Source organism: uncultured Sphingosinicella sp. (assembly GCF_963974575.1).
Classification (GTDB): domain Bacteria; phylum Pseudomonadota; class Alphaproteobacteria; order Sphingomonadales; family Sphingomonadaceae; genus Sphingosinicella.
The window spans coordinates 313,641-339,345 of the sequence record NZ_CAXBBQ010000002.1; the positions used below are offsets into that span (position 1 = coordinate 313,641).

Annotated in this window: 20 protein-coding genes; 2 read left to right on the forward strand and 18 right to left on the reverse strand. The window is 59.1% G+C overall.

Annotated features, from left to right (window positions below; translation table 11 throughout):
- Nucleotides 1–100: 100 nt before the first annotated feature.
- From AAC014_RS04620 to AAC014_RS04640, 5 genes are all read right to left on the reverse strand, one after another.
- Entirely contained in the window at nucleotides 101–712 is a 612-nt protein-coding gene (locus AAC014_RS04620) for a TetR/AcrR family transcriptional regulator (protein WP_339704686.1), read from the reverse strand.
- 448 nt (nucleotides 713–1,160) lie between these two features.
- Nucleotides 1,161–2,279, reverse strand: a complete 1,119-nt coding sequence (locus tag AAC014_RS04625) for an LLM class flavin-dependent oxidoreductase (protein ID WP_339704689.1) — start codon at nucleotides 2,277–2,279, stop codon at nucleotides 1,161–1,163.
- Nucleotides 2,276–3,913, reverse strand: coding sequence for an AMP-binding protein (locus tag AAC014_RS04630; RefSeq protein WP_339704692.1), 1,638 nt, complete (start codon nucleotides 3,911–3,913; stop codon nucleotides 2,276–2,278). The genes AAC014_RS04625 and AAC014_RS04630 overlap by 4 nt, the downstream gene beginning before the upstream one ends.
- Before the next feature lie 81 nt (nucleotides 3,914–3,994).
- Nucleotides 3,995–4,582: a TetR/AcrR family transcriptional regulator gene (locus tag AAC014_RS04635; protein WP_121047984.1), complete on the reverse strand. Its 588-nt coding sequence runs from the start codon at nucleotides 4,580–4,582 to the stop codon at nucleotides 3,995–3,997.
- Between the two features lie 77 nt (nucleotides 4,583–4,659).
- Nucleotides 4,660–5,829 (reverse strand): iron-containing alcohol dehydrogenase, encoded by a 1,170-nt coding sequence (locus AAC014_RS04640; protein WP_339704697.1) that lies wholly within the window; start codon nucleotides 5,827–5,829, stop codon nucleotides 4,660–4,662.
- Between the two features lie 160 nt (nucleotides 5,830–5,989).
- Here AAC014_RS04640 and AAC014_RS04645 point away from each other — a divergent pair, with 160 nt between their 5' ends.
- Nucleotides 5,990–7,162, forward strand: coding sequence for a CaiB/BaiF CoA-transferase family protein (locus AAC014_RS04645; protein WP_339704700.1), 1,173 nt, complete (start codon nucleotides 5,990–5,992; stop codon nucleotides 7,160–7,162).
- Between the two features lie 14 nt (nucleotides 7,163–7,176).
- Here the strand turns inward: AAC014_RS04645 and AAC014_RS04650 are convergent, their stop codons facing one another.
- The 11 genes from AAC014_RS04650 to ectA form a co-directional block, all read right to left on the reverse strand.
- Entirely contained in the window at nucleotides 7,177–8,427 is a 1,251-nt protein-coding gene (locus AAC014_RS04650; RefSeq protein WP_339704703.1) for a cytochrome P450, read from the reverse strand.
- The gene (locus tag AAC014_RS04655; protein ID WP_339704706.1) at nucleotides 8,427–9,332 is read right to left on the reverse strand and encodes an MBL fold metallo-hydrolase; all 906 of its coding nucleotides are present in this window, start codon (nucleotides 9,330–9,332) and stop codon (nucleotides 8,427–8,429) included. The genes AAC014_RS04650 and AAC014_RS04655 overlap by 1 nt, the downstream gene beginning before the upstream one ends.
- A gap of 72 nt (nucleotides 9,333–9,404) precedes the next feature.
- A complete protein-coding gene (locus AAC014_RS04660) occupies nucleotides 9,405–11,669 on the reverse strand; it encodes a TonB-dependent receptor (protein WP_339704709.1) in 2,265 nt (754 codons plus the stop codon).
- A 227-nt stretch (nucleotides 11,670–11,896) separates the two neighbouring features.
- Nucleotides 11,897–13,885, reverse strand: a complete 1,989-nt coding sequence (locus AAC014_RS04665) for an NAD(P)/FAD-dependent oxidoreductase (protein WP_339704712.1) — start codon at nucleotides 13,883–13,885, stop codon at nucleotides 11,897–11,899.
- Between the two features lie 634 nt (nucleotides 13,886–14,519).
- A complete protein-coding gene (locus AAC014_RS04670) occupies nucleotides 14,520–15,977 on the reverse strand; it encodes an MFS transporter (RefSeq protein ID WP_339704715.1) in 1,458 nt (485 codons plus the stop codon).
- Complete coding sequence (locus tag AAC014_RS04675) at nucleotides 15,895–17,118, reverse strand: MFS transporter (RefSeq protein WP_339704717.1); 1,224 nt, start codon at nucleotides 17,116–17,118, stop codon at nucleotides 15,895–15,897. The genes AAC014_RS04670 and AAC014_RS04675 overlap by 83 nt, the downstream gene beginning before the upstream one ends.
- Before the next feature lie 17 nt (nucleotides 17,119–17,135).
- On the reverse strand, nucleotides 17,136–18,572 hold the full coding sequence (locus tag AAC014_RS04680; RefSeq protein WP_339704720.1) for an aspartate kinase: 1,437 nt from the start codon (nucleotides 18,570–18,572) through the stop codon (nucleotides 17,136–17,138).
- On the reverse strand, nucleotides 18,569–19,483 hold the full coding sequence (thpD, locus tag AAC014_RS04685) for an ectoine hydroxylase (RefSeq protein ID WP_339704723.1): 915 nt from the start codon (nucleotides 19,481–19,483) through the stop codon (nucleotides 18,569–18,571). The genes AAC014_RS04680 and thpD overlap by 4 nt, the downstream gene beginning before the upstream one ends.
- Nucleotides 19,484–19,504: 21 nt before the next feature.
- A complete protein-coding gene (locus AAC014_RS04690) occupies nucleotides 19,505–19,918 on the reverse strand; it encodes an ectoine synthase (protein WP_339704726.1) in 414 nt (137 codons plus the stop codon).
- Between the two features lie 21 nt (nucleotides 19,919–19,939).
- Nucleotides 19,940–21,250 carry a diaminobutyrate--2-oxoglutarate transaminase gene (ectB, locus tag AAC014_RS04695; RefSeq protein ID WP_339704729.1) on the reverse strand — a complete coding sequence of 437 codons (1,311 nt, stop codon included), beginning with the start codon at nucleotides 21,248–21,250 and terminating at the stop codon, nucleotides 19,940–19,942.
- Nucleotides 21,247–21,843: a diaminobutyrate acetyltransferase gene (ectA, locus tag AAC014_RS04700; RefSeq protein WP_339705348.1), complete on the reverse strand. Its 597-nt coding sequence runs from the start codon at nucleotides 21,841–21,843 to the stop codon at nucleotides 21,247–21,249. Before ectA ends, ectB begins: the two co-directional genes overlap by 4 nt.
- A 205-nt stretch (nucleotides 21,844–22,048) precedes the next feature.
- Between ectA and AAC014_RS04705 the strand changes: the two genes are divergently transcribed.
- Nucleotides 22,049–22,546: a MarR family transcriptional regulator gene (locus AAC014_RS04705; protein ID WP_339704732.1), complete on the forward strand. Its 498-nt coding sequence runs from the start codon at nucleotides 22,049–22,051 to the stop codon at nucleotides 22,544–22,546.
- A 291-nt stretch (nucleotides 22,547–22,837) separates the two neighbouring features.
- On the opposite strand, the gene AAC014_RS04710 is transcribed toward AAC014_RS04705, so the two are convergent.
- Both AAC014_RS04710 and AAC014_RS04715 read right to left on the reverse strand, forming a co-directional pair.
- Nucleotides 22,838–23,125, reverse strand: coding sequence for a hypothetical protein (locus tag AAC014_RS04710; protein WP_339704735.1), 288 nt, complete (start codon nucleotides 23,123–23,125; stop codon nucleotides 22,838–22,840).
- Between the two features lie 1,493 nt (nucleotides 23,126–24,618).
- On the reverse strand, nucleotides 24,619–25,164 hold the full coding sequence (locus AAC014_RS04715; protein ID WP_339704738.1) for a hypothetical protein: 546 nt from the start codon (nucleotides 25,162–25,164) through the stop codon (nucleotides 24,619–24,621).
- Between the last annotated feature and the right edge of the window lie 541 nt (nucleotides 25,165–25,705).

Here is a 25,705-nt window from a genome sequence, read left to right on the forward strand (position 1 = left end):
TTCGTGTCTTCTGTCGTGGACGCCATATCTGCCTTCGCTATCAAGGCAGACGTATCGCAGGCTCCAGGCCAGTCACGCAAGCCAAAGCCGGCAGCCCCGCTCAGTCCAGATCGGGATCGTGGTAGTTTTGCACGTAAGACGCAATCAGCCGGTCGACCGCTTCACGCGTCACCCGATTATAATCTTCCGAAAAGCCCAACGTCGCCACCATCTTCCAGTGGCCGTACATCAACGTCACGAACAGAAAGCCGATCTCCCGGCACGCTTTCTGGCTCAGCGTCGGGTTGCTGATCTGAATCTCGTGCGCGATCGTATACTGGAGCAGGTTATACTGCCCGCTGAGGCTCATGCGTATCGCCTCGGAACTTGCCGCAAGCGAGAACATGGCGTCGTAAACGCCATCGTCCCTCGGTTTCTCATTCCCGGCGAGGAAGTCGAAATAGAAATCGAGGAACATCGGCAGGCGCTCGGTCGTGGCAGCCTCGATGATGCCTTTCATCAGGCAGTCACGGTAGCTCGCCGCCAGTGCATCGCATACTGCGACCATAAGGCCTTCAGGCTCCGGGAAATAGTGCCGGATGAGCTGCCGCGACATGTCCGCTTCCTTGGCGATCGAATCGTAGGAGGGCATGGGCAGGCCTTCGCGGCCAATCGCCTTGATGGCAGCCTGAACGATCTCAGGCTTGCGAATTTCAGAAATGGGCTTCGGCATGCCGCCCCCGGGTAAGCGATGGTTACTGTTATATACCCGCGGGCGCGAGCGGCGCGGATGCTAACAGCGATGAAAGCAGTAGCAAGCGAATAGTTAACAAGACGCAGAAAAGTGTTCGGCAAATGCAGGGTTGCAGCACGCCGGGCGAGCCCCGCTCTCGGGGGCCGGTTTTGATTGCGAACTCAAACACATGCCTACAGGCACACGAATCCGCCACTTTCAGTTGGAAAGCAAGAAGAGGGCCAATCGCCTTAATGCGCGCATTTCCGGCGATACGGCGCGAGCATTGTCTTCAAAGTGTAAAGGAGACCGACAACGACCGAACGTGGTTCGTCCTCCCCAATGCGGAGCACACGCGCTCGCTCCATGCATTTCGGTGCGAATCGTTCTCGAATGGTGCGGTCAAATGCAGCGGCGACGCATGGAACTGAGGGCAAAGACAGAAGAGCTATGCGCCTTCCCTGACACCAGCTGCAGCAAGGCGCGGCAGCACATCCCGTGCAAGCCGCTGCAAGGCATCGACATAGTCAATCGCGCTGAAGATCACACCGTCGACGCCCGCTTCGACCACGCTGACGAGCTTCGCAGCCACGGTTTCCGCACTGCCGACAACAGGCATCCCAGACCCCAGGGCAACTGTGCGTCGCATGAAGCGCATCTGGTCGGAATCTTCCGCCACGCCGTTTTCACGCGCCAGCGTGGAAATGAAGCCGTCAATGGCGGTATGGTCTGCCCGATCTTCGGAATAGTAGCGCAGATAATCGGTAGCTTCGGCCTCCGTATCCTTCAGCACGAGTTGGGCGTTGGTCCAGACCTGAACGTCGCGCCCGTACTCATCCCGTGCCAGCGCTTTATATTTTGCGACCTGAGCCTTCCACTGGTCGGGGTTCTCGCCGAACAGACCGATGAGACCCATGTTTGAATGGCGAGCCGCGAAGCGCATCCCCGTTTCGGAGAAGCCCGCATTCATGATCGGCACCGCACCGCCTCGTAGAGGTTGCGGGCGGGATAGTGCGCCTTTCATGCTGAACCAGCGGCTGTCGACGTCGAACTCACACGTTTCCGACCAGAGGCGGCGGATGAGCGTCAGCCACTCTGCAAGATACGCGTAACGCTCCTCGTGACCCAGCATTTCAATGCCGAACATATCGAACTCACGGCGATTCCAGCCGCCGACAACGTTCATGCCGAACCGCCCGCCGGAAATGGCGTCGATCGTCGCCGCCTGCTTTGCCACGATCAGCGGATGCACGGTTGGTGCATGTGTCGTCGCGAACACCCCGATGCGGCGCGTCGCCTGCGCGATTGCCGCAGCATAGGTGAAAGGCTCGATCACATCATGGGAGGCGTGCTGGAAATCGCCGTCTACATAGCCCTTCCAGCGTGCGATCGGCACAATGGCTTCAAGCCCGGCTTCATCCGCCATCTGCGCAATGCGCAAACATTCCGCCCAGTTCGGTTTGAACAGCTCCGGCACGGTCGTGAGCGCCGGCATGGTGTTGGCGCAGAATACGCCAAGCTTGAGCCGATTGTTTGAATAAACGGGATGCCGAGGCGAAACCGTCATTGCGCCAGCGCCTCGCGGCGAACGCGTATCCCGGCCTTCTCGCGATCCCACGTGTCGGCAGTCAAACCCTCCTTCCGCAGATCGCCCTTCAGCACCTTGGCCGACGGTGTCTTCGGCAGCGCACTCATCACCCGTATGTATCGCGGCACCATGAAATAGGGCATCCGCGCCACAAGAAATTCGGTCAGCTCGGTCATATCGATCGTGCTGCCGGGCACAGGCGCCACCACGATCATCACTTCGTCTTCGGAATATTCGCTCGGCACGCCGATCGCTGCACATTCGCGTACGGCGGGGTGCGCGCAAACCTCCGCTTCCACCTCGAACGAAGAGATGTTCTCGCCGCGGCGCCGGATCGCATCCTTCATGCGGTCGACGAAGTAGAAATAGCCGTCTTCATCCATGCGGAACGCATCGCCGGTATGAAACCAGCCGTTCCTCCACGCCTCCGCAGTCGCGACCGGGTTTGCGTTGTAGCCGCTGTTCATGCCCCAAGGCCGGTCGGTGCGGACAAGCATCTCGCCAACCTCGCCGACCGGAACCTCGCAGTCGTTCGCATCGACGAGACGGACCTCGACGTTAGGGCGCGGGCGACCGCACGTTCCCCGCTTTGTCGGATTCGCTTCTGACACGATCGGAGAGGAAATCTCCGTCATGTTGAAGATCGTATAGATATCGATGCCGAACCGCGCCTTGAAGGCAGGCGCGTCATCGGTGAACGGCACCATGAATGCCAACTTCACCTTGTGGTCGCGGTCGCGCTCCGAAGGCGGCTGTTTAATGAGGAAGGTCGCCATCACGCCGAGCAGGAAAACCACTGTGGTTTCCGTCTTCCGCACCACATCCCAGAACGTGTCGGTGGAGTAGCTGTTGACCACTGCGACAGATGCACCGCGCGCGAGCATCACGAAAGGCGGCCCCATACCCCCAATATGGAAGATCGGCGCGACCGTCATGTAGCGGTCGTCTTCCGTCACCATCGGCCAGCTTTCGGGACCGGCATTGGAGAACATGTGAAGATAGGACGACAGCACCCCTTTCGAAGGACCCGTCGTGCCCGAGGTGTAGATGATCGACTGGATGTCCCACGGGTCGATCGGCCGTTCGAGCGGTAGCAGCGCCGCTTCCGTGCCCGAGAGATCGTCAAAGCGAGATGTCGGCAGACCGAAATGCGGCGCGTCCAGCGCCGTCGTCAGCACGGCCCGCTCAAGGCCCGCCATGTCGATCTCGGAAAGGCGGGGCGCAAGCTCCGGGTGAACGATAATCACCTTCGCTCCGGAATTCGCCACGACATGGGCGAGCAGCCCGCCGCGATAGGCCGTGTTAAATGGTACGAAAACCGCGCCGATGTAGTTGATGGCATAGAAAGCCAGAAGCGCGTCGGGGCCGTTTGGAAGCCAGACAGCGACGTGATCGCCCTGCCGGATACCAAGAGCCTGGAGGCCTGCGGCCTTCTCGATCACGCGCCGGCGCAGATCCTGAAAGCTCCATTCTTCGCCATCTTCGAAAATCACGTGGGTCTTTTCCGGACGCTCCACCGCCCAGCGATCGATCAGGTAGCGCAGAACGCATTCGTTCCTGTTCGGAATACGTGGATCGTGAAAATCGCGCGCGGTGTCCTCGCGGTCAGCCATGAGAAACTCCCCTCGTCCATTTGTTTGTCGTTGCGGTTGGAAACGCTCCAACCGATGGGCACGCATCCCTGCGCGCTTGCCTCAGTCGAGGCCGATCAACCGCATACACGCATGAGAGACCTGCTCGATGACATCGTCCCTCTTCCGGCGGCTACCCCGCCAGTAGCAGTTCGGAATCCACGACAGCAGGCCGCCCATCCAGACCGACATCGCCGCAGCGTCGTGAAGCGTCACGAGGCCGTCTGCACGACACTGCTCCACAAGGCGCGCGATCCTGAGATCGAATTCATGCCGCAGGCGCAGAATCTGCTGCGCATCGATGTTGGTGAGGTTTTTCATCTCGCGCTGATAGACGACGATATATTCCATGCGATCGATGATGATGGCGGCGACCTCCCGCAGCGCAGCGCGGAGCTGATCGACTGAATTTCCTGGTGCAGCCGCTGCCCGATCCAGCGCATCGAGAGATTCGCTGACGCCGACGGCGCAGACCGAGGCCAGAATCTCCGCTTTGTTCTTGTAGTAAGTATAGAGGTACGGCTTGGTGACGTTGAGCTCGTCCGCCACCATGTCGAGTGTCGCCGTTTCATAGCCCTTTTCGTGGAACAGGCGGCTTGCCACTTCGAGGATGCCTTGCCGTTTCAGCGCGACGACATCAGGCTTCGACATGCGACGACCGCGTGGCCGGACTTGACTTGAGCCCGCCGCGGGCGCCGCTTCGACCAATTTGCTACGCGTTGCTCTCTTCATGCCGCCCTTCTCAGGATCTCCAGTATATCGGCAGAGGACCGCACCGGACGTGGATTGGTCCGTCCCCAGATATCAAGCATGGTGTATTCGGCAACCTGTTGGAAGCGATCTTCGCCCACACCGACTTCCGAAAGGGTGCGGGGCATTCCCAGCGTCCGGATAAACCGGTCCAGGGCTTCGGAGGCCGTGCTTCCCGGTTCGCCCAAACACGCGCTGATGCGCTTCTGGCGGCTATCGTCGTATTCGGCGTTCCACGCCAGCACATAGGGCGACATAACGCAGGATGTGTAGCCGTGCGGCACGTCGCAGGTTCCGCCGAGGATATGGCCGATCGCATGGCTCGCCCCCATCGGAACGCCGCCGATGATGGAAATCATCGACTGCCAGGCACCAACCTGACACTTCAGGCGCCCCTCGATATCCTTGGGATCCCGCTTCACGCGGCTCAGCCCTTCGACGAGAAGACGCAGCGCACTGTCCGCAAGGCCGTCGGCGAAGTCATTGGATGCGTATGACGCCAGCGTCTCCACCGCGTGATCGACTGCGCGCACGCCTGTCGAAAACCACAGCCATTCAGGCGTATGCAGCGTCAGTTCCGGGTCAAGCACCACGGCGATGGGCGCCATGTTCCGGTGCTCATAGCCCTGTTTGTGCATCACGGTCTCGTCCGTCGCCCCGGACAGGGCATTGAACTCGCCGCCCGAAAGCGTCGTCGGCACACAAATCACGCGCACATCGGGACCGACAGTGATCGGGTTTATGACCTGGCCATCATCGGTGACATAGGTTCTGAGCGGCTCGAAACCTTCTACCGTCCGCACGTCATGCTTCAGCAGCAGCGCTATGATCTTGCCGGCATCGGTCACCGATCCGCCGCCGATCGTAACGATCAGATCGGCATTGGCCGCGCGCGCGGCATTTGCGCCGGCGAGAACACCTGATCGTGGCGCATGTGGCTGAATGCCGGTCCATGTCGCAGCATGGCGTACGCCAAGCGCTGCCTCAACATTGCGCACGGCGTCCGTCGTATTCGCGAGCGTTGTGCCGGCAAGAATGAACACGCGCTGCGCGCCCGCAAGCGCCGCCTGTTCCGCGATAGCCTCCGCCGCGGGCCGACCGATTACGACGCGCTCGGTCGACGTGAAACCCATTGTCGTGCCAGCCATGTCACCCTCCGCATCTTTTTGGAATGCTGGCACAGTGAAATTCTACTGTCCAGTATATTCAATACCCTCACGGCAGCGAGGCGCACAATCCGCAGCTTGACAAAATTATACTCATCAGTAGGCGAAGATACAAGACTATTGCCGATACAGCTGGAAATGGATGACCGTGGCAACAGAGGGAGCCAAGAGCGCGACAGGGCCGTTGTCTGGCATTCGGATCGTGGAATTCGCCGGTCTTGGGCCTACCCCCTTTGCCGCCATGCTGCTCGCCGATTACGGCGCAGATGTGCTGCGCATCGATCGCAAGGGCCAGGCCGGCCTTTCCCCGGGTGATGGCAGGCAGGACTTTCTGAACCGCAGCCGCAGTTCGATCGCGCTCGATCTCAAATCCGCCGATGGCCTCGCGCTTGCGCGGACGCTGATCGGCAAGGCCGACGTTCTCCTCGAAGGTTATCGCCCCGGCGTCATGGAGCGGCTGCAACTCGGCCCCGACGAGGCGTTGGCCCTCAACTCCCGGCTCATCTACGCGCGCATGACGGGCTGGGGCCAAAGTGGACCGCTAGCGCAGAAGGCTGGGCACGACATCAATTATGTGGCGCTTACCGGGGGGCTCCACATGATGGGCAGCGCAGAGGCCCCGCCCCCCGTCCCCCTCAACGTCGTCGGAGATTTTGGTGGCGGTGGAATGCTGGTTGTTTCGGGCATCCTGGCCGCCCTTGTGGAGCGCCAGTCGAGCAGCCGCGGCCAGATCATCGATGCCGCCATGATCGATGGCGCGGCCCTGCTGCTCACCCAGCTTTACGCTTGGAAGGCTATGGGCTTCTGGACATCCGAGCGCGCCGCGAACCTGTTGGATGGCGGCGCCTATTTCTACCGCTGCTATGAAACCGCGGAAGGCTACGTCGCGGTCGGCGCGATCGAACCTCAATTCCATGCCGCGCTGATCGCCGGGCTTGGGCTTGAGCTCGCAGATTTTTCCGATCACATGAACCGCGCGCTCTGGCCGGATCGCTCTCGGACGCTCGAAGCTCTGTTCAAAACACGCACCCGTGATGAATGGATCGCTATTTTCGAGCCGCTCGACGCGTGCGTGACGCCGGTCCTGACGCAGGAAGAAGCCATCCGCCACTCCGCAAACGTAAGCCGAAATGTCTTCACGGGCGTGGAGCGCGCAGAGCCCAATCCGGCGCCGCGTTTCTCGCGGACGCCTGCACAAATTCGCAGTGCGCCTACGTTGCCCGGCCAAGGTGGCTATGCCGCATTGAAAGCGTGGGGCATTCCTGATGTGGAGATTCGGGCTCTCGTTGCCCGCGACGGCCTTTCTGCTGAATAGATGCGGTTGACGGGTTACCAATCGATCTGAAGTTCCGTCAGGCCGCGAAAGTGCACCCCGCGCCAGTGCGGACTCTGTATATCTACGCGCATCGTCGGGAGTCGCTGTGCGAGCGTCGCAAGGCCGATCTCGCCTTCCAGGCGCGCGAGTTCTGCGCCGACGCAGAAATGAATACCGCCGCCGAACGTCAGATGCCGCGGGCCGTCGCGCGTTATGTCGAAGACATCCGGATCTTTAAAAACGCGCGGATCGCGGTTGGCCGCGCCCAGCATCGCCATCACACGCTGGCCGGCCGCGATCGTACGCCCGCCGAAAGTCGTATCGGCAAAGGCGGTGCGGTAGGTCATCGTAAGCGAACTTTCGAAACGCAGGATTTCCTCGGATGCGGACGCCGCGAGCGCAGGATCGCTTACAAGTTTCGCCCACTCCCCGGGATGACGGTGCAGCGTCAGCAACCCGTTGCCAAGCATGTGGGCGGTCGTTTCAAACCCGGCACCGAACAGCGCAATCGCAACCGTGGTCATCTCCCATTCGGAAAGGCCGTTGCCGTTATCACGTGCCTCGAGAAGCGCCGTAGCGAGGTCATCGCGCGGCTCACTCCGCCGGCGATCGAAAACCTTCTTGAAGAAGCGTTCCAGGAACAAGATCTGGTCGTTTGCCAGTTTCAACTCGTCTGCAGGAAGCGGCCGCATCTCCAGGACGAGGAAACTATCCTGGATCGCCTTGTTGAGCGCCATGAGCAGATCGTCATCCGCCTCATCAGCATCAATACCCAGCATTTCGCACATGACAGCCGTAGGGAGCTTGTAAGCAAAATCGTGGATGAACTCCATGCGGCCACCGTCGATCACCTTATCGAGCAGCCGATCGGTTATCTCCTGAATGCGCGGGCGCATGGCCTGCACACGTCGCGCCGTGAGCGCCTGCGTCACGAGCCCGCGAAGCCGGGTATGTTTCGGCGGGTCTTGAAATACGAACACGTCGGCGAGCCAGCGGTAGGCGGGATGCGAGAAAACATCGAAATCCTCGCCGTAAAGAAGCCGAATATTCCGCTCGAAATCGCCCTGTCCGAAGTTCTGGCGATCCATGATGATCGCGCGAACATCATCGTAACGCGTCACCACCCAATAGCCGTGATCCGACCAGTGCACGGGATCATGTTCGCGAAGTAGGGCGAATGCGGGATAAGGATCGGCGAGCAGTTCTGTATCGCTCGGGTCCATCGCGAAGTTTTGAAGCCAACGTCCCGATGCAATATCCGCCATCATGCAAGCCTTTCAGGGCTATAGACCGGTCTGAACACTGACCCTTCCGGCAAAACGCGAACGGCATGCACACCGCCGAAATGCGCGGGAACGAGAAGCGAACCCCTTTGCGCCGCTTCTTCGAGAACAGCACGGCGGCTTTCGCGCGCTCTATCCTGATCTTCACAGAACTGGCTGTTCCAGTCCGGATTATGGATCTGGATCGGATGGTGAAGGACATCGCCCACGAAAAGGGCGGAATCGCCTCCGGAAAGAACACGCATGGCCAGATGACCGGGCGTATGCCCGGCGACAGCAAACAGATCGATCCCGGGCAGCACTTCAAACCCGTCCTCGGCCCATTCCACCCGGTTCTGGTCGATCAGCGGCTGAACACTGTCTTCGAACACGCCGGCGTTCACCGCCTTGCCTGTCGCCGAAGGTCCCGCACTGTCATCATTCGGATCCCAGTAAGCACGATCACCCAGTGGCAGGATGTATCGCGCATTGGGGAAGGTCGCCTTCCATCCGTCGTCCGAGCGTATGGTGTTCCAGCCGACGTGATCGATATGGAGGTGCGAACAGACCACCGTGTCGATGTCGCCGGGCTGGAATCCCGCCGCGCCGAGCCGGTCAAGAAATTCCGTCTGCAGGCCGCCGAAGATCGGAATTCCCGGCCGCTCCTTGTCGTTCCCCGCGCCAGTGTCGAACAGAATCCTTTCAGCGCCGGTATCGATCAGCCAGCTTTGCAGGAAGCCATAGATGAGTCCGGTTTCCGGCTGGTGATAGTCCGGCACAAGCTCATGTTCATGCGGCTGCCAGAGCGCTTCGTCGAAGCCCCGGAACATCGCGGCGGGCGGCGCGAAGCCGCCCTGCCATTCCTCAATTCGATGAAGCGTCATGTCTCCGATACGAAACCTGTCCATCCCTTGCGCCTCCCACGGTTATCGTGTCCAGGCGACGGCGTTCCCGACGCCCGGACCACGAAACCGACGCGATCAGAACGCGTAGCCGAGCGTGAACCCATAGGTACGCGGCGTGATGACCGACCCGACCCGAACGAGTGCGAAGGTTGGCGCCGTCACGATGTTGTTCGAGATCGCGAACTTGTCGGTAAGGTTGCGCGCCCAGAGGCTCGCGGACAGGCCACTCTCATGCTTGTAGGTGAGATTTGCGTTTACAAGCGCATATCCCCCCTGCGCCGCATCGCTGTTGTTGAACTCGGTGAAATAGACCTTGCTCTGATAGCTCATGTCGGCACCAAGTGTCAGCTCGCCAGGGCCAACGTCCACAGTATAGTCGAAGCCTGCACCGAACGAGAATTTCGGCGCGTTTGGCAGGCGCTTTCCATCGAGATCAGCAAGCGCCGGATCCGATGGGCACGCGTCGTAGGAAATTCCCGGCCGGCTGACGGCCGCGCCATAGTAGCCGTTACAGAAATCCTGGAACTTCGCATTGAGATAGGCGGCGTAGGCATTCAGCGTAAGATTGTCGTTCACACGCCCGCTGAGCTCAAGCTCGGCGCCATAATTCTTCGCGGCGCCGGCATTGATCGTTTCCACGATGCTCTGCGCGTTGACGAAGCCGACCTGAAGATCGGTGTAGTCGTAATAGAACACAGCACCGCTCAAAAGGATGCGGTTGTCGGCAAGCTGCTGCTTGAAGCCTGCCTCATAGTTCCACACGAATTCGGGATCGATCACCGAGTTCGCGCTGCCCACGTTTATAACGCCGGACTTGAAACCGCGCGTGACCGTACCGTAGATCAGCGTAGCGTCGGCCGGCCGCCATTCGACGAGCAGCTTCGGCGTAATCGCGCCCCACCCCTTCTTTCGATCGGTGGGAATATCGATCCCTGCCGCTTCGAAAGTGAACTGGCCGACGCCTTTGCGCCGTTCATAGCTGTAACGCGCACCCGCCGTGACCCTCAGCTGAGACGTCAGATCGAACGCCGCCTGCGCGAAGACGCCGTAAGACTTCGTATCGACCGTACCGCGCTGGAAATAGTTGCCGTCGTCGAACGTATCCGCCGGCAATCCGAAGAGAAGCCCGAGGTTGATCGTCGGCACCTTGACTTCGCCGTAGAGCTCCTCCTCGAAATACATCGCGCCTGCGAGGATATCGAGGCCGCCGCTCTTGTAGTTCAGCAGCAGTTCCTGGCTGAACGAGTTGGCGTCCTCGACGTAGTTGTTCTGACCGTACATCCAGACGTCCGAAACGTCGAGATCGGTCCGATTGAAGCGGCTGAAATCACGGTATGCTGTGATCGACTTCAGGTTGAAATCACCCGAATCCCACTCGACAAGAGCCGTGTAGTTCTCGCCGTTGCGCTTATTGATCGGGTCTTCGTCCGAATAGATGTTCCGGAGGTTCGGCTTCTCGCCGCGCGCGGTATAATAATCAAAGATCGTTTCACCGCCGAGCAACTTGTGCGGCAGAGATTCCGCCGGAACGATCGTCGGACCGAAGTAATGGAAGGCGTAGTTGTTGTCATCTTCCTCATAGTGCTCGACGATCAGCGATGCGGTCAGTTCCGGCGAAAGGCGCGCCTCCAGAATGCCGCGTACCGCATAGGCATCGCGGTTGTCGACATCGGAGCCTGTGAAGAGGTTCTTGCCGTATCCGTCGCGCTTTTCCCTCTTGCCCGCGACCCTGAAGAGCAGCGTGTCTGCTATGAGCGGACCTCCAACGGCGCCTTCCAGCGTAACAGCATCGTAATTCGCATACGTACCGCGAATGTAGCCGGACAAATCTTCAGTCGGCTTGGCGGTAACGAGATTGATGGCGCCGCCCGTGGCGCCGCGTCCATAAAGCGTTCCCTGCGGCCCGCGCAGCACCTCGATCTGTGCAAGGTCGTAGAAACCCGCGAGCTGCGCCGCCGGCCGCGAGATCATCGCGCCGTCCTGAAGGAATGCCACGGCACCGTCTGCACCAAGATCGATGCTTGTCATGCCGATGCCGCGAATGAAGGTGCGGTTCACACCGAACTGGTCGCCGATCGACACATTCGGCACCGAAGACTGAAGGTCGCCGATGTCCTGAATACCGCCTGGCCCCAGATCCTGGGAGGAGATCGCCGACACTGCGGCCGCGGTATCCGCAAGCGACGTGTTCTGGCGCGTCGCAGTGATGACGATTTCCGAAGCCTGCGGCTCATCGGCGCTATCAGCGCCCCGCACCTGTTGCGCCAGCGCGAGCCCCGAGAACGACGCAGTCGCCAGAAGGCCAGCCCCGAATGCAAATACACATGAGTTCCGTCGCATAGCAGCACCTCCCCGATCGTTTATAGCTTATGCACAAAGAATATACTTGTGAGTAGATTTTGCAAGCGCGTTCAATAGCTCGAATCCATTGAACTCCGATGTTATAAAACCACGCAAATTCAAAATGTTGAGGTAAGCGGCCGCAAAAAGCCCAGCGCGCGATTCAATTTTCCATACTGATTGGTATAAACACTCGTGAGCGTGAGCGCACTGCGAGGCTGGCCGCGCTAGCCGTTCGCCGCTGCCGCCTCGCCTTCCTGGGCAATTGCGCGCTCGCCCGTGAAAATGAATTCGGCTGGGTGGGCCTTCCGCGTCATGCGCCAGAACGCATCGTTCCGCCATGGCGTAATGGCAACAATGCGACCGCGCGCATTGCGATACCAATTCTCCGTGCCAGGGTGGGTCCACACGAGCTTTTCATGCGCGGCATCCACTTTGTTCGCGTAGTCGGCATAAACCTGCTCGCGAACTTCCACCGCGGATGCGCCCTGCCGTACCATCTCCTCGACAATCCTCAGCGCATAGTGGGCTTGGTTCTCGATCGAGCGAATCATGCTCCCGCCATGACCTGAACCCACATTGGGCCCAAGCAGGATAAAGAAGTTCGGAAATCCGGGAACCACGGTGCCCAAATACGCGGCGGCGTTGTCTCCGTCCCAGAAGTCGCGCAGCACCCGCCCACCGCGCCCGACAACATCGTAAGAGCCAAGAACATTCGCCGCCTGAAAGCCCGTGGCCAGGATCAGAACATCTGCTGAAACGCTGTCACCGTTCCCGGCGATGAGCTGCTCCCCCCGAATCTCGGCTAGGCGATCCGGGATCAGCCGCACATTTTCCCGTCGAAGCGTACGATACCATCCATTGTCCAGCAGCATACGTTTTGCGAACGGCGGGTAATCTGGAAGGACTTGCGGCAGAAGGTCCTGGCGATCGCCGAGTTCGTCCATCACGTACCGCGTGAAATACTCGCGGTGACCGTCGTTGATCGCATTCACGGCACGCTCGGGATAGTCCCAATCGGGATCCCTAAACAGGGTACCGTGCACTCTGTCGTTGAACGTCCACGACAGGCGCTGCTCGTACCAGGCCCTGTAAAGCGGCACGGTCTGGAGCAGATAGCGCACACCGTCCGGCACCGCCTTTCTGAACTGTGGGAATGGGGCGGCCCATTGCTTCGAACGCGCGAAAATCGTGAGTTCTGAGACGCTTTCGGCAATGGCAGGCACAACCTGCATGGCCGAAGCCCCGTTTCCGACGACCGCCACGCGCTTGCCCGACACATCCAGATCCTCGGGCCAATCGGAGGTGTGCACAACGCGGCCCGCGAAGTCCTCGATCCCTGGAATCTTCGGAACCAGCGGTATGTTCAATATACCGACCGCACTGAAGATGAGGTCTGCGTAGTGATGCGCGATCCGCCCATTCTTGTCGGCGATGGTGACTTTCCAGCGGCTCTCGCTCTCCACCCACTCAGCCTTCTGAACCGTCGTCTCGAAGCTGACACGATCATTCAGGCCGTACTCAGCGGCGGTTTCGACGAGATAGGAGGAAATCTCGTCGCGCAGCGGGAAATACTTGGACCAGTCGGCGCCGCGAAACGAGAAGGTATAAGTGAGGTTCGGCGTATCGACGCCGCAGCCGGGATAGCGGTTTTCCCACCACGTCCCGCCGAACTGCGTGTTTTTTTCAAAGATTCTACACTCTACGCCCATCTCGGCGAGCTTGATCGCCGCGCATATTCCAGAAACGCCCGCGCCGATCACGATTGCGCTCAACGGCCGCTCAGGCCGAGGCACTGACACCTCTCCTTCCAGCCTCATCGTCGCAGCGATGACATCCCCGTATTCATCCGGCACGTCTTCGACCATGGCAACGCTCAGCATGTGCGCAAGCTGAGCGTTGGAGGGGCGCGGCAGCGCAAGATCCTGTCCGTTCAGCCAAGCCACGATCGCGTCGTAGGCAGCATCCCGAATCAGCTGCTGAAGATCATCCGGAAGCCCCGCCGAATCATTGTCGTCAAGCCCTTTGCCACGCTTCGGCGCGAACGGTTCCTCCAGCCATTTGGCGTCACCGGCCATCTGGAAGAGGCACATCAGCAGAGAGGGAATATTACCGTGATCGACGCCCGCGCGAAGCCTGGCATAGTCGACGCCCGCGCCCGCGGCAGGCCTGTCGGTAATTTTTTCCAATCTCATTTCCTCTTGCAGCGCGGCCACGAAGGGCAGTTGCGTGCATTTAATATACTGCTGGGTATGACAACATGTCAACGCGCAACGCGCCGTGCCCCGAAAGCACGGCTGAGCTATACCGGATGGTAGGCTGTTTCCAGCGCCTAGCGGAAATCAAGAAGCTTTTCCGCGGGTTAGAATGAACCCCCTTGGAAATGTGTGTGCGACACGTCGCGCCGTCTAGCTTAGCCGCGCGAGGCAAATAATCCTCTCGCACGCCCAAGTTCACCCCAATTCACAAGGAAGAACACAGGCGTGGACTTGGCCAACTGCTCCACAAAAGGTTCTTCGGCCAACAGAGACCAACCCGCGCGCACCTCTTTCGACACGCAAAGACCTAAAAAATCTTGCTTTTCATGCAGGAGACAGTCGGCACGCCAAGGCGTGAATTCTGCGCACATTGGCGCCACGAATCAAAAAGCCCGCCATCCCAATAAATTCAGGGGGAAAGGCACTACTCATGAATAAACATCGCCAATTTCTGGCGACAACGGCGGCCATCCGGTCCCCTTTTCGGGATTTTTGGGAGTCACGAAGCGAAAACGAACACCGTCACCTTCTGGCTCTCTGCGCTATGAGCCCCGCTATCCCTCGGCAGTCTCTGCCGTCTCCGCCTCGACACTCATGGGTGTCGCTCGGCGGGTTTGATCGTTCCTCTCAACGACATGCCCGCTGTTTCTGCAAGAAAGTGCAGAGCGATCATCCCGACGACGCATGATGCCATCATCGTATAGGCCGGCATCAGCGTATTTCCGGTTATCTGGATCAGCCAGCTGTTGAACGCCGGCGCCGTGCCGCCGAACAGCGAGGTGGATATGTTATAGGAGATCGCGAAGCCGGCGAAGCGAACCTGGGTAGGGAACATCGCGGGAAAGGTAGCGGAGATTGTGGAGAGCTGCGGCGCGTAAAGAATCCCAAGCAACAGAAATCCGATGATCGCACCGGTGAGGCCGGTACCCATCAAATGGTAAAGCGGCACGGCCGCAACGAAGAGGCCGACGAGCGAAACCCACCACAGTGGCTTGCGACCCACCCTATCCGAAAGCGCGCCCGCGAACGGCAGCAGAAACATCATGAACAACATGCCGATAATCGGCACGATCAGCGCATCGTCCGGCGACAGCCCGAGCCGGCGCTGAAGATAGGTCGGCATATAGCTCAGCAGCGTGTAGTTGACGACATTCAGCGCGATGACGAGTCCACCCATCACGACGAGCGGTCGCCAGTAGTCACGCAGCAGGTGGCGCAGTTCAACGGCGGTGCCTTTCTCCTGCTTTCCTTCACATTCGATTTCTCGAAAGATCGGCGTGTCTTCCATGCGCGCGCGCAGATACATGCCGACGAGACCCATCGGACCGGCAACGAAGAACGGTACGCGCCAACCCCAATCATGCATCACAGCATCACCGAGCCAGAGCGAAAAGCCGAGCATAAGCAAGGCGCCGAAAGAGAACCCGGCGAGCGTACCGACTTCAAGGAAACTTCCGCAGAACCCCCGTTTGTCGTCAGGCGCATATTCGGCCATGAACGTTGCGGCGCCGCCGTATTCACCGCCGGTGGAAAACCCTTGCACCATACGCAGCAGCATCAGGAGAACGGGCGCCCATATGCCGATACTGTCATAGGACGGAATGAGTCCAACAGCGAAGGTCGCGCCGGACATCATCAAAATCGTGAAAGCAAGGACCGTCTTGCGCCCCAGCCTGTCGCCAAGCGGCCCCCAGAAGAGTCCTCCGAGAGGCCTGACGAGAAAGGAGATCGCGAAGGCGGCAAGCGCGAACAGCGTGGCCTCCTCGATGCTGCCGGGAAAGAGTGCCGCGGAGATATAGGTCACGCCGTACGCATAAATGCCATAGTCGAACCACTCCGTCGCGTTGCCCACGGCGGACGCGGTGATCGCGCGGCGCAGAACGCTGGGCGGGACATTTTCCGTTCCGCCGGGCGGAACAGCGGAGCCGAAGGCATTATCCGCTCGGGAAGTGGTCATGAGGCATCCTTCATTGTTCGGAACCGCGCGGATCCAGCGTCGCCGCCATTGGCGTGGTGCGTGGTAACGTCTGATAGGCCTGCTGATCTGCATCCGGCACCGGCGGTGACGTCCGCAGGCGCCATATTCCGAATGCCAGAACCCCGGCCGCGCACGTTGCCAGAAGCAGGAACAGGCCATTGTTCGCAAACGTCATCGCGCCGCCGCCCACGATCGGTCCCGCCGCGGCACCGGCCGAGTAAAATAGCACCAGCCCGCCGCTCGCCGCGACGCGCTCATCGGGCCTCAGGTGGTCGTTGGTATGCGCGACGCACAAGGGGTAGAGCGCGAAGACAAGACCGCCGAACAACGCCCCGGCAGCCAGCAGTTTGGCGTCCGGTGCGGCCAGGAAAGCAAGCAGCATACTCGTCAGCGCAGCCGCCCCGAACGTGAAGACGATAACGATGCGGCGGTCGAACCTGTCCGATAGCTTCCCAAGCGGCCATTGCAGCGCCACACCTCCAAGAATGACGGCGCTCATGAAGGTCGCCGTCGCGGCAAGATCCATGCCGAGCCTGCGTGCGTAAATAGCCCCAAGGCCGTAGAATGCCCCCATCATGATCCCCGTAACCGTCGTGCCGACGATGCCGAGCGGCGAGATATCGTAGAGCCGACGGAGTGCGAGTGGCTCTTCGACGCCAACAACAGGCGCCGTGATCCGTGTAAGCGCCACGGGAATTGCAGAAAGCGATATGAGGATCGAAGCGACGATGAAGGGGAAACCTGATCCGGCCATGCCGATGCCTAGCAGGAATTGTCCGGCCGCCTGGCCCGAATAAAGCGCGATCATGTACCCCGCGAGAACCAGCCCGCGCGTTTCGGGCGCGGCCCGCTCGTTGAGCCAACTTTCAAGGCAGATGAACACACCTGCGATGCACAGCCCGTCTATGAAGCGCAGTGCGCTCCACATCAGCGGATCGAGATGCAGTGCATACGCAAGCGTGCTTGCCGAGAATAACGACACGAACGCCGTGAACGCACGGATATGCCCCACACCCGCGATGATTCTGTGCACGTGCAGGGACCCAACGGTTAAGCCCGCGAAATAGGCGGTTGCCACCAGGCCGATCCGCAGGGTTCCAGCACCGCTTTCCTCCAGCCTCACACTGGTCAGCGTCGACAGCACGCCGCCGCCCGCCATCAGCATGAAGATCGCCGCGAGCAGGCTGCGAACCGGCAGGAGTGATGGGAGCAAGGCCCTGACCTCCGACGTCAGGCCGCCGCCTGATGGGCTCCGCTGCGGCGTTCAACAAGCGCCGCGTGCAGCGCGGTAATCGCCCGCGCATAATCATCGCAATCAACGATGAACTGCACGTCGACATTACGAATCTGGTGCTGCATCGCGATCATGACGATCCCTGCTTCCGCGAGCGCATTCAACGCGCGGGGCACGAGGCCGGGCTCGGAAATATCGCTTCCGATCACGGAAACCATCGCTGCGGTCTGCGACGAAATCGCCGCACCAGGATAACGCTCCTCAAGGTCCGCAATGACCCGCGCGACCGCTTCGGACGAAGCGGAAAGATAATGCGTGATGGTATTTGCGTTGGATGATTTGCTGACGATCCAGACGCGATGGCGTGTCAGCACATCGAGGATCGTGGCATCATAGCCCTTCTCTCCGACCATGTCCTGTTCGAAGAACTGGAGGGCGTGGACGGTTTGGATGCCGGTGACGATCTCGACGCGCGGAGTTGACGATACGTAGTCGCCGCAGATCAGCGTGCCTTCATCCTGCCTGTCAAACGTATTGCGCACACGCAGCGGAATTTGCGCCTGCCTCAAGCCTCTGCCGGCACGCGGGTGAATCGCTTCCATTCCCAGATTGGCGAGCTGGTCGGCCACGTCGTAGTTTGTTCGGCCGATCTTTTGCACGCATTCGATACCGACAAGTTTCGGATCCGCGCTGGAGAGGTGAAATTCTTTGTGGATGATCGCCTCGCGCGCCTTGCTGAGAACAGCGATCCGCGAAAAAGTCATTTCCGAATAGCCGCGTGCATAACGCCGGACCATGCCGCCTTCGCAGCCCGCATAGCCGGTGACTATGGGCATCTGCGTGCGCAGATCGATCGGTTCCAGCGCCTTCAGAATTCGCGCGTCCAGCGTGTCAATATCGTTCTGGTCGCATTGTGTCAGATCGACGAAAACGGCGTTGATGCCCCGGTCCCGCAGCAAAAGCGCCGTGCTGTGTGCACTGTGCGCTTCGCCGAACCCGGCGAGCATTTCCCGTACCGTGACGAGCTGCTCCTTCAGGCAAAAGCGCCTGTGGCTGCGCAGTCGGTGAAGATCGTCGAGACAGGCCCTCAGCGCATCAATGCGGCGGTCCACGAAAATGTCTGCTTCGCTGCGGCTCGAAGCGCGCGCGAACATCTCCGCGTTTCGTTCCTGCATCGCCATGCGTACGTCTTCGAGCGCACCGCGCCAGCCGTCATCGCCGTTACCCACCGCAAAACGCGCGTAAACGCCCGGCGCGCCGCTCTTCTTGTGCTCCAGCAGCAAGTCCGTCATGCCAGCATAAGCGGAAACGACGAAAATGCGGTTGTAGAGTTCCGAACCAGTCCGTCCCGCGATCAAAACGTTATCGAACAGCGTGGCCGTGGCCGCCATCGAGGTCCCGCCGATCTTTTCGACGCTATGTGTGCTCATCATGCCGCGTAGGCCGCCAGATCGTCAGTCACGGGAAACAGCGGATCGACGTCCCGCGACGCGATGAAATCGGGCCGCGGCGTCTTTGCACCGAACGGTGCCTGCAGGCGGTTCGACACCGCGTTGTAGACGATGAACGCATTCGCGCGCGGGAACGGCGTGATATTGCCGTTTGAACCATGCATCGTGTTGCAGTCGAAGATGATGACGGTCCCCGGATTTCCGACCGGAGACACGATGCCATGCATCTGCGCAAGGCGCGCAAGGCTATCCTCGTCCGGTACGCCGTATTCCTGTTTCTTCAGCGACATCTTGTAATGATCGTCCGGCGTTTCCCCGACGCAGGACACGAATGTGTGATGGGATCCGGGCATCAACATCAATGGGCCGTTATGCGGTGTGTTCTCCGCAAGCAGGATCGACATCGACAAAGCACGCATCCGGGGCATCCCGTCCTCGACATGCCAGGTTTCAAAATCAGAGTGCCAATAGAACTCCTTGCCCTGGAAGCCGGGCTTATAGTTCAGCCGTGACTGGTGAATATAAACGTCATCGCCGAGCAGAAAGCGCGCGACGCCCGCAAGCCGCTCATCAGACGCGAGCCGTCCGATCAACTGGCTTTGCGCATGGATGGCGAAGATGGAGCGAATTTCCGCACCGCCGGGTTCGGTAATCATGGTATCGCGCTGCAGGCCGCTCGGGTCGCCGAGCAGGCGCACCGTCTCCGCCTGCAGCGTAGCCATCTCCCGCGCACTGAAAACGTCCTCCAGCACCAGATACCCTTGCTTGTCGAACTGCTCCGCCTGTTCACGGCTCACCGGCGCTTCGGGTGTCCATGTGCTGTGGACGACGGGGTCGCGGCGCGGAAACATGCCGGCCTCCTCGGACCGGCGGGAGGGGTAAAGGTCGCTCATGGTTTCTCCTTCCGCCGTCATTCAGGATGCAGCCGCGGCTTTGGGCGCCTCATCCAGGCTTGCAGGATAGGCGCCGTTTTCATCGTGAATTTCGCGGCCGGAGACGGGTGGGTTGAATACACACACGGTCAGGATATCGGTCGCGGGCCGCACGATATGCTGATCGTTCGCGTTCAGCGCGTACATCACACCAGGCGCAAGATCGTGCGTCTCGCCGGACCCGAGGTCCTCAATCGTTCCGGTGCCCTTCAGAATCAGAACAGCTTCGAGATGGTTCTGATAGTGCATCTTCAATTCTTCGCCCGCGTACATGCGAGTAACGTGGAATGAAAAGCCCATTCCATCGTTCTTGAGCAGCAACCGTGCGCTCTCCCATCCCTTGGAACGGACATTACGGTCACTTGCGCGGACATCTTTCAGCCTGCGGACAATCATCAATTTTTCTCCTTGTTCTGATTATTCTGCCGCGACGCCATAGCTTCGTGAAAGCACGTCGCCGACCGTGGTCTCGAGAATATCGAGCCCCGCCTCAAACACGTCGGCATCGATGGTGAGCGGGGCGAGGACCTTCACGATCTCGTCATGCGGACCGCTGGTTTCGATGATAAGCCCGCGATCAAAGCACGCCGTGGTCACAGCCGAAGCAGTCTCGCCCGACCCCATATCAATGCCGCGCATCATTCCGCGACCGCGCGTTGAAAGCCCGTGACGGGCGGCAATGCGCGACAGCCTGCGTTCGAGCAGATCGCTTCGCTGCCGCACGTCCTGCACGAATTCCGGATCGGCCCAGAAGTGGCGTAGCGTCGCCGCAGCGGTCACGAACGCGTGATTGTTGCCGCGGAATGTTCCGTTGTGCTCGCCGGGCGACCAGATATCGAGCTCGGGCCGAAACAGCGTGAGCGCGAAAGGCAGGCCCATGCCTGAGAGCGACTTGGCGAGCGTTACGATGTCAGGCTTTACGCCGCTCTCCTCGAAACTGAAGAATCCGCCCGTACGCCCGCAACCCGCCTGGATATCATCAATGATGAGAAGTGCACCGTGCTGCTTCGCGATCTCTGCAATGCGGCGAAGCCATTCGGGGGACGCTGCATTCAGCCCGCCTTCTCCCTGCACGGTTTCGACAATGAATGCCGCGGGCGCATCAAGGCCGCTCGATGGATCGGAAAGCCGTTGTTCCAGAAGCGCTGCCGTGTCGACATCCGGGCCGTGGTAGCCATCATAAGGTTCATGAGAGACGTGGCTAAGCGGCACGCCCGCGCCGCCGCGCTTCTGTGCGTTGCCCGTGCAGGCCAGCGCGCCCAGCGTCATGCCGTGGAAACCGTTGCTGAACGCAATGATGAGTTCCCGCCCCGTGACCTTGCGTGCGAGCTTTATCGCGGCTTCGACGGCGTTCGTACCGGTGGGACCGGTGAACATCGCCCGATATTCGAGCCCGCGCGGGCGCAGGATGAGCGACTCCAGCGCCTCCAGGAAATCGGCCTTCGCATCGGTGTGCAAATCAAGCCCGTGGGTTATGCCGTCAGCCGCGATATAGTCGAGCAGCGCCTGCTTAAGCACGGGATGATTGTGTCCGTAATTCAGCGTGGAACACCCGGAAAGGAAATCGAGGTAGCGGCCACCGGCGCTGTCGTGCATCCAAACACCTTCCGCGCGCGTGAATTGGCGCGGCATGGCGCGCGCGTAGCTACGCACGACCGATTCTCGCCGCGCATAAATTTCGGGAACCGGGTCCGATTTGCTTGGCTGTGGCTTCGTCGTCATTTTCATATCAATTCCCTTGTTTTGGAAAGCTTTCGATAGGCCGTTGGCAACGGGCCGATGCGGGCTTCCCATTCGGTCTCATGCGCGCCGCCGAAATGGCGGTCCCGTTCGAAACGCGGGGTCCGCCGGAGCGTCGCGCCATGGCGACCTGCAAAACTTTCGAAAAGCGCCCATGACGCCGCGTTGTCCTCGGTGATTGTGGTCGTCAGTGAAAGGACACCCTGAAGCGCGGGGCGCTCGAGCAAGGCATCGAGCATTTGGCCGCCGAGCCCTTCCCCTCGCGCCGAGTCGCTGACGGCGACCTGCCATACAAAGAACTTGTCCTGCTTAGCTGGCGGCCGGTAGCCGGATATCCAGCCCACGATCGTGCCGCTCCGCTCCGCAACGATGCACGTGTCCGCAAAATCCGAACACTGGAGCAGGTTGCAATAGACGGAGTTCGTATCGAGCGGTGGGCAGTCGGCGATCAGAGCCGAAATCCGTGCGGCATCCGCCGGAACGGGTGGCCGGAAGCTGATGTCTTTGTCCGGCCGGGGGTCGTTTGCAACGGTCGTCGACAGCCGTGGCGCGGTTAACGCGCTGCTTTCTTGAGGTTGAATTGTTTATTCTCCCGAAATACTTTTAATCCGACGTGATCATGTTCTCACCCGGTTCGAGCGGAAATATAGGCACAAACCTTCGAATTATCAACCTTTCAGGAGGGGATGTGGTTTCCATCCTATGAAAAAGGCATGAAAATTATATTTAACGTTCCGAAATATAATAGCGCTGGCCCATACGGCATGGTCGCGCTAGCCAAGCGTTATGAGCGCCAGTGTACCCAACCAAACCCTGCGTGCTTTGCGACGCATCCTGCGAGCGAGTGAACTTGGCGGACGCCGGCTCGCCGCCGAAACCGGGCTCACCCCCTCCCAGATGCTCGTTCTTCAGGAAATTGCGCGTCGCGAGGACGTGACACCGGGCACGATCGCATCGACGCTTCAATTCGGCCATGCGACCGTCACCAACATTCTCGATCGCCTGACTGCGAGTGGACTGGTGGCCCGTCGGCGGGGCGAGCAGGACAAGCGTCAGGTCCTTGTAAGCATCACGGAGGCCGGCACGTCGGCGCTGGCGGCTGCGCCAGACATGCTTCAGTCGCGTTTCAACGCGGGTTTCATGAAACTGCCCATATGGGAGCAGGCGATGATCCTCGCCGCCCTGGAGCGTCTCGGCGACGTTCTCGGTGCCAGCGCCATTGATGCAGCACCGCTGATCGATACCGGCGCCATCGACCGCGATCGACCACAGGAAAACCGTTAGCCTTTTGGATCGCCCTTGTCCGACCGGACAATCACATCGGGCAATGGCTTGGGCTGTTTAGGGTGTGTGGGGATTCAGTCTAGGCCGAGGCGCAAATGGTGGATTTCGAGAACCCGATACCGCTTTCTCCGTAACACGGCGAGACCGCGTTCCGCCCGGCCCATCGGTCTCGACGAAGTCGAGAATGCCCATGAGCTCGCCGTGGAGCGTGGCATGAACCTCGCCGCGTTTGTCACCGGGGAACAGCACGATGGAATGGACAATCTTTTTTCGTGCCATGCCTGTTTGTGTTTATGCATGAGACAAGATTTGCTCAAGCATCGCGTCCAGATTTTCGGCAGTGGATAGCCGATCGTCAACGGTTGGAGTTATATCGACCTCACCTTGGATCGTGCCCCCATAGCAAGTAACCCATCCATTGTTAAAAATATGGATTTGAGCGAGCAGATTTTCGGAAATTAGCTCAACTACTGCGACTACCTCACCGGAATATTCGTTCAACGACACTTCAAACCCCCGCATCTCAATTTTTTTGCGGTTGCTGGCAAGCCAGTTTCTAGCAATTTCCTGCGGCGTCATAGTATCTCACGCTCCGCACATAGATCGAGGTTGCTGGAACGGGACCGAGACCCGGCCCTCCGCGCCTCCTGTCGAGTGTATCATGAATAGACCCCGGACCAGCGATTGCGCGCCAATCGCTCTTACCGCTCCGTCGCAATGAGGCGGTCGGAACTTGGAACGTGACAAAAAATCGACCCTTTTTGACAACCTCGATAGCTGGCCCGATCAGCAGGTAAGGACACGTGAGTTAAACCTTTGGGACCTGGTTGGACCTCGCCACTTTCAAGCATAGCATCAAGAAGGCGGGTAAGCCTTAGAGCGCAAGAACATCACTATCTGAGGATAGGCCGGGGCCGGTATCGCTGAGGAAATTAACGCGGCGTTCCTGACCCGCACTCAAGTCGTTAAACATCCGATTCCTAGTGAATGCCTTGGTAGCAACGCCACCGACAGCTTTACCTGCGAGCCGTCCCCCTACAATGCCCAGAGCATTTGCTCCGGCACCTCCATAATTACCATCAGCAAGATTCGCTAGGACGGACACTCCAGAGGCCAACCTGCCTAAGCCACCAGCTACAAGTGCAGTAGTCCCGAAGAAAGCTCCCCTGCTCCAGTGGGGGCAGTAATCAATCCAAGGCCGGCAGCTCCGATCGCCACACCATCGGCGTAATCGCCAACAGTGTCCGCCTTTTCCGCAATTGAAGCGAATATGCTTTTGTTCCCACTGCATTGCATACTTTGCGGCTAAGGACAACCTACCACTTGGACTGAACGAGTTTCAGTCTGGCAAATTGAAGATCCCCTATAACATAGCATTAAACTATAATTGGAAGAATCATCGCTCCCAAATGTGTTGGCGTATGTCAACTCAATATCATCATACAATACAACAACCTCGTGTGCAGTGGCTTGCACCGAGACATTACGGCAAATTCCTGAACGGAGAAGAGTGATTCGAGTCTCACCTTTCCGCACTTGGATTTCAAATCCCTCCTCATAATCGAGCAATTCCACTACCTCGTCCGCTTGTCGACTTAGAATCGTTGTCGAAGCATCTGAACCAGCGGTGCATGCGGTCAGCAGGACAAAAAGTACTACAGAAATCAACCGGGACATTATGCACCTCGAGCGATTTGCACCTGTGCTTCAGGGGTATCAAAGAAGTTTGGATCGTTAGGTTCTTTCAAGCCGATTTGTTCAAGAATTTCGAGCCCATGTGCAGCAGCTTGCGCCAGCCATACGGATAATCCAGCTTCATTCGACGCTGCACCATAGACAACATTCCCAGGATTTGTGTCAAAGCTCCCTCCCGACGCCAACCGGTTAATTGTCCGACCCAATCCGGCGCCCATTGCAAACAGATAGGGGTCTCAATTTGGGTGAAATGGAGCATTCAAGGCATTATTGAAGTCGTTCTGACGCTCCTGACGAATTTGCTGTCGCGCTTGATTTGGGCTTACCAATACAGCCTGAGGGTTTGGCACGCCTTGGCTGCACACATCATTTTGCGACTAGGAGCAATATGATCGGAATGACTGGTCAGTCAGTCTTTCATTGGTAGCCGAAGTGTCGGGAGAAACTTGGATCACTAAGTCGCTACGTTTAGTATCCCTGCTTATGCGAGAGAAAATGAAGGAGATGCTCACGCCCCTGAGTTTGGCTGTCATGTTGTACGATCCATCGCCACATTTCACCACGTCAGAGAACCAGAAAAATCCGGGGGTGAACTGCAAGGATTCTCCGTCCAAACCCAGCATCGTCGACTCATCAGCCCTGCCTATGTCCTTAACATAGCAACTTAGATCAGCGACAGGATCAGATTTGTTTTTCCAAGCGAACGCCTCTCGATGGTCATCATCAAGGGAATAGCAGGAAATATCGATGATTTTCCGACCAGATGCATTTAGGATCGGGAAGTGGGCGGTATAACCGTCGCGTGCAAAGCCCGCGCTCGTGGCGAACTTCGCTTCTTTCAGCCCTGGAAACGACGACTTCACGCTCTCTCCGCACGACGACGCCAAGACCATCATCAAAATCACATAGGAATATCTGAGCATCAGCGCGTTCCAGTCTGCGTCGTACCTGCGGGTAAGAAAGTCCGCCATCCTTCGGGATAGCCAATGTGACCGACGATGCTCCTTCATGCCGGCCTGTAACCAACTCAATATAGAGTCCGCCGTCAGCCCTATCGATGAGAACCTGTTGAGGGTCCGGACCCAGATCAGTATTTCCGGCCGTATCATCTAAGCCAGAAAATCGTTGTCCGCCTCCTGTAACGCCTCCAATGAGAGCGCCCTGGCTACGAAGAAGAGGGCCGGCCGTCCGCGAACCTGTCCATTGGCGCGGAATGATCGCAGCTGCGCCTGGTCGGATTGGCCGTAGCATCCCACCTGTCCGGCCAACATGCCGAGGGTTGCCTGCATAAACTAACGCGCGACCTTGGCATATAATGTATTTTGAATCATCCTTTTGCGGCAACCATCCCGAAGTTTCTCGTTTCCCGACACTAACATTCCCAGCACTGGGCTGAATGGCGTCTGAGGAGACCCGCGGGGTTTCCGTTTCAGCGGTGACGACAATCGGTTCGGCACATATAAC

Coding starts and splice junctions, on each gene's coding strand:
- AAC014_RS04650 (WP_339704703.1), bottom strand. CDS start 8,427: ATGGCGGATATTGCATCGGGACGTTGGCTTCAAAACTTCGCGATGGAC.
- AAC014_RS04645 (WP_339704700.1), top strand. CDS start 5,990: ATGACCGTGGCAACAGAGGGAGCCAAGAGCGCGACAGGGCCGTTGTCT.
- thpD (WP_339704723.1), bottom strand. CDS start 19,483: ATGAGCGACCTTTACCCCTCCCGCCGGTCCGAGGAGGCCGGCATGTTT.
- AAC014_RS04660 (WP_339704709.1), bottom strand. CDS start 11,669: ATGCGACGGAACTCATGTGTATTTGCATTCGGGGCTGGCCTTCTGGCG.
- AAC014_RS04710 (WP_339704735.1), bottom strand. CDS start 23,125: ATGACGCCGCAGGAAATTGCTAGAAACTGGCTTGCCAGCAACCGCAAA.
- AAC014_RS04705 (WP_339704732.1), top strand. CDS start 22,049: ATGAGCGCCAGTGTACCCAACCAAACCCTGCGTGCTTTGCGACGCATC.
- AAC014_RS04670 (WP_339704715.1), bottom strand. CDS start 15,977: ATGCAGATCAGCAGGCCTATCAGACGTTACCACGCACCACGCCAATGG.
- AAC014_RS04640 (WP_339704697.1), bottom strand. CDS start 5,829: ATGGCTGGCACGACAATGGGTTTCACGTCGACCGAGCGCGTCGTAATC.
- ectB (WP_339704729.1), bottom strand. CDS start 21,250: ATGAAAATGACGACGAAGCCACAGCCAAGCAAATCGGACCCGGTTCCC.
- AAC014_RS04715 (WP_339704738.1), bottom strand. CDS start 25,164: ATGCTCAGATATTCCTATGTGATTTTGATGATGGTCTTGGCGTCGTCG.
- AAC014_RS04655 (WP_339704706.1), bottom strand. CDS start 9,332: ATGGACAGGTTTCGTATCGGAGACATGACGCTTCATCGAATTGAGGAA.
- AAC014_RS04630 (WP_339704692.1), bottom strand. CDS start 3,913: ATGGCTGACCGCGAGGACACCGCGCGCGATTTTCACGATCCACGTATT.
- AAC014_RS04690 (WP_339704726.1), bottom strand. CDS start 19,918: ATGATTGTCCGCAGGCTGAAAGATGTCCGCGCAAGTGACCGTAATGTC.
- AAC014_RS04620 (WP_339704686.1), bottom strand. CDS start 712: ATGCCGAAGCCCATTTCTGAAATTCGCAAGCCTGAGATCGTTCAGGCT.
- AAC014_RS04635 (WP_121047984.1), bottom strand. CDS start 4,582: ATGTCGAAGCCTGATGTCGTCGCGCTGAAACGGCAAGGCATCCTCGAA.
- AAC014_RS04680 (WP_339704720.1), bottom strand. CDS start 18,572: ATGATGAGCACACATAGCGTCGAAAAGATCGGCGGGACCTCGATGGCG.
- AAC014_RS04625 (WP_339704689.1), bottom strand. CDS start 2,279: ATGACGGTTTCGCCTCGGCATCCCGTTTATTCAAACAATCGGCTCAAG.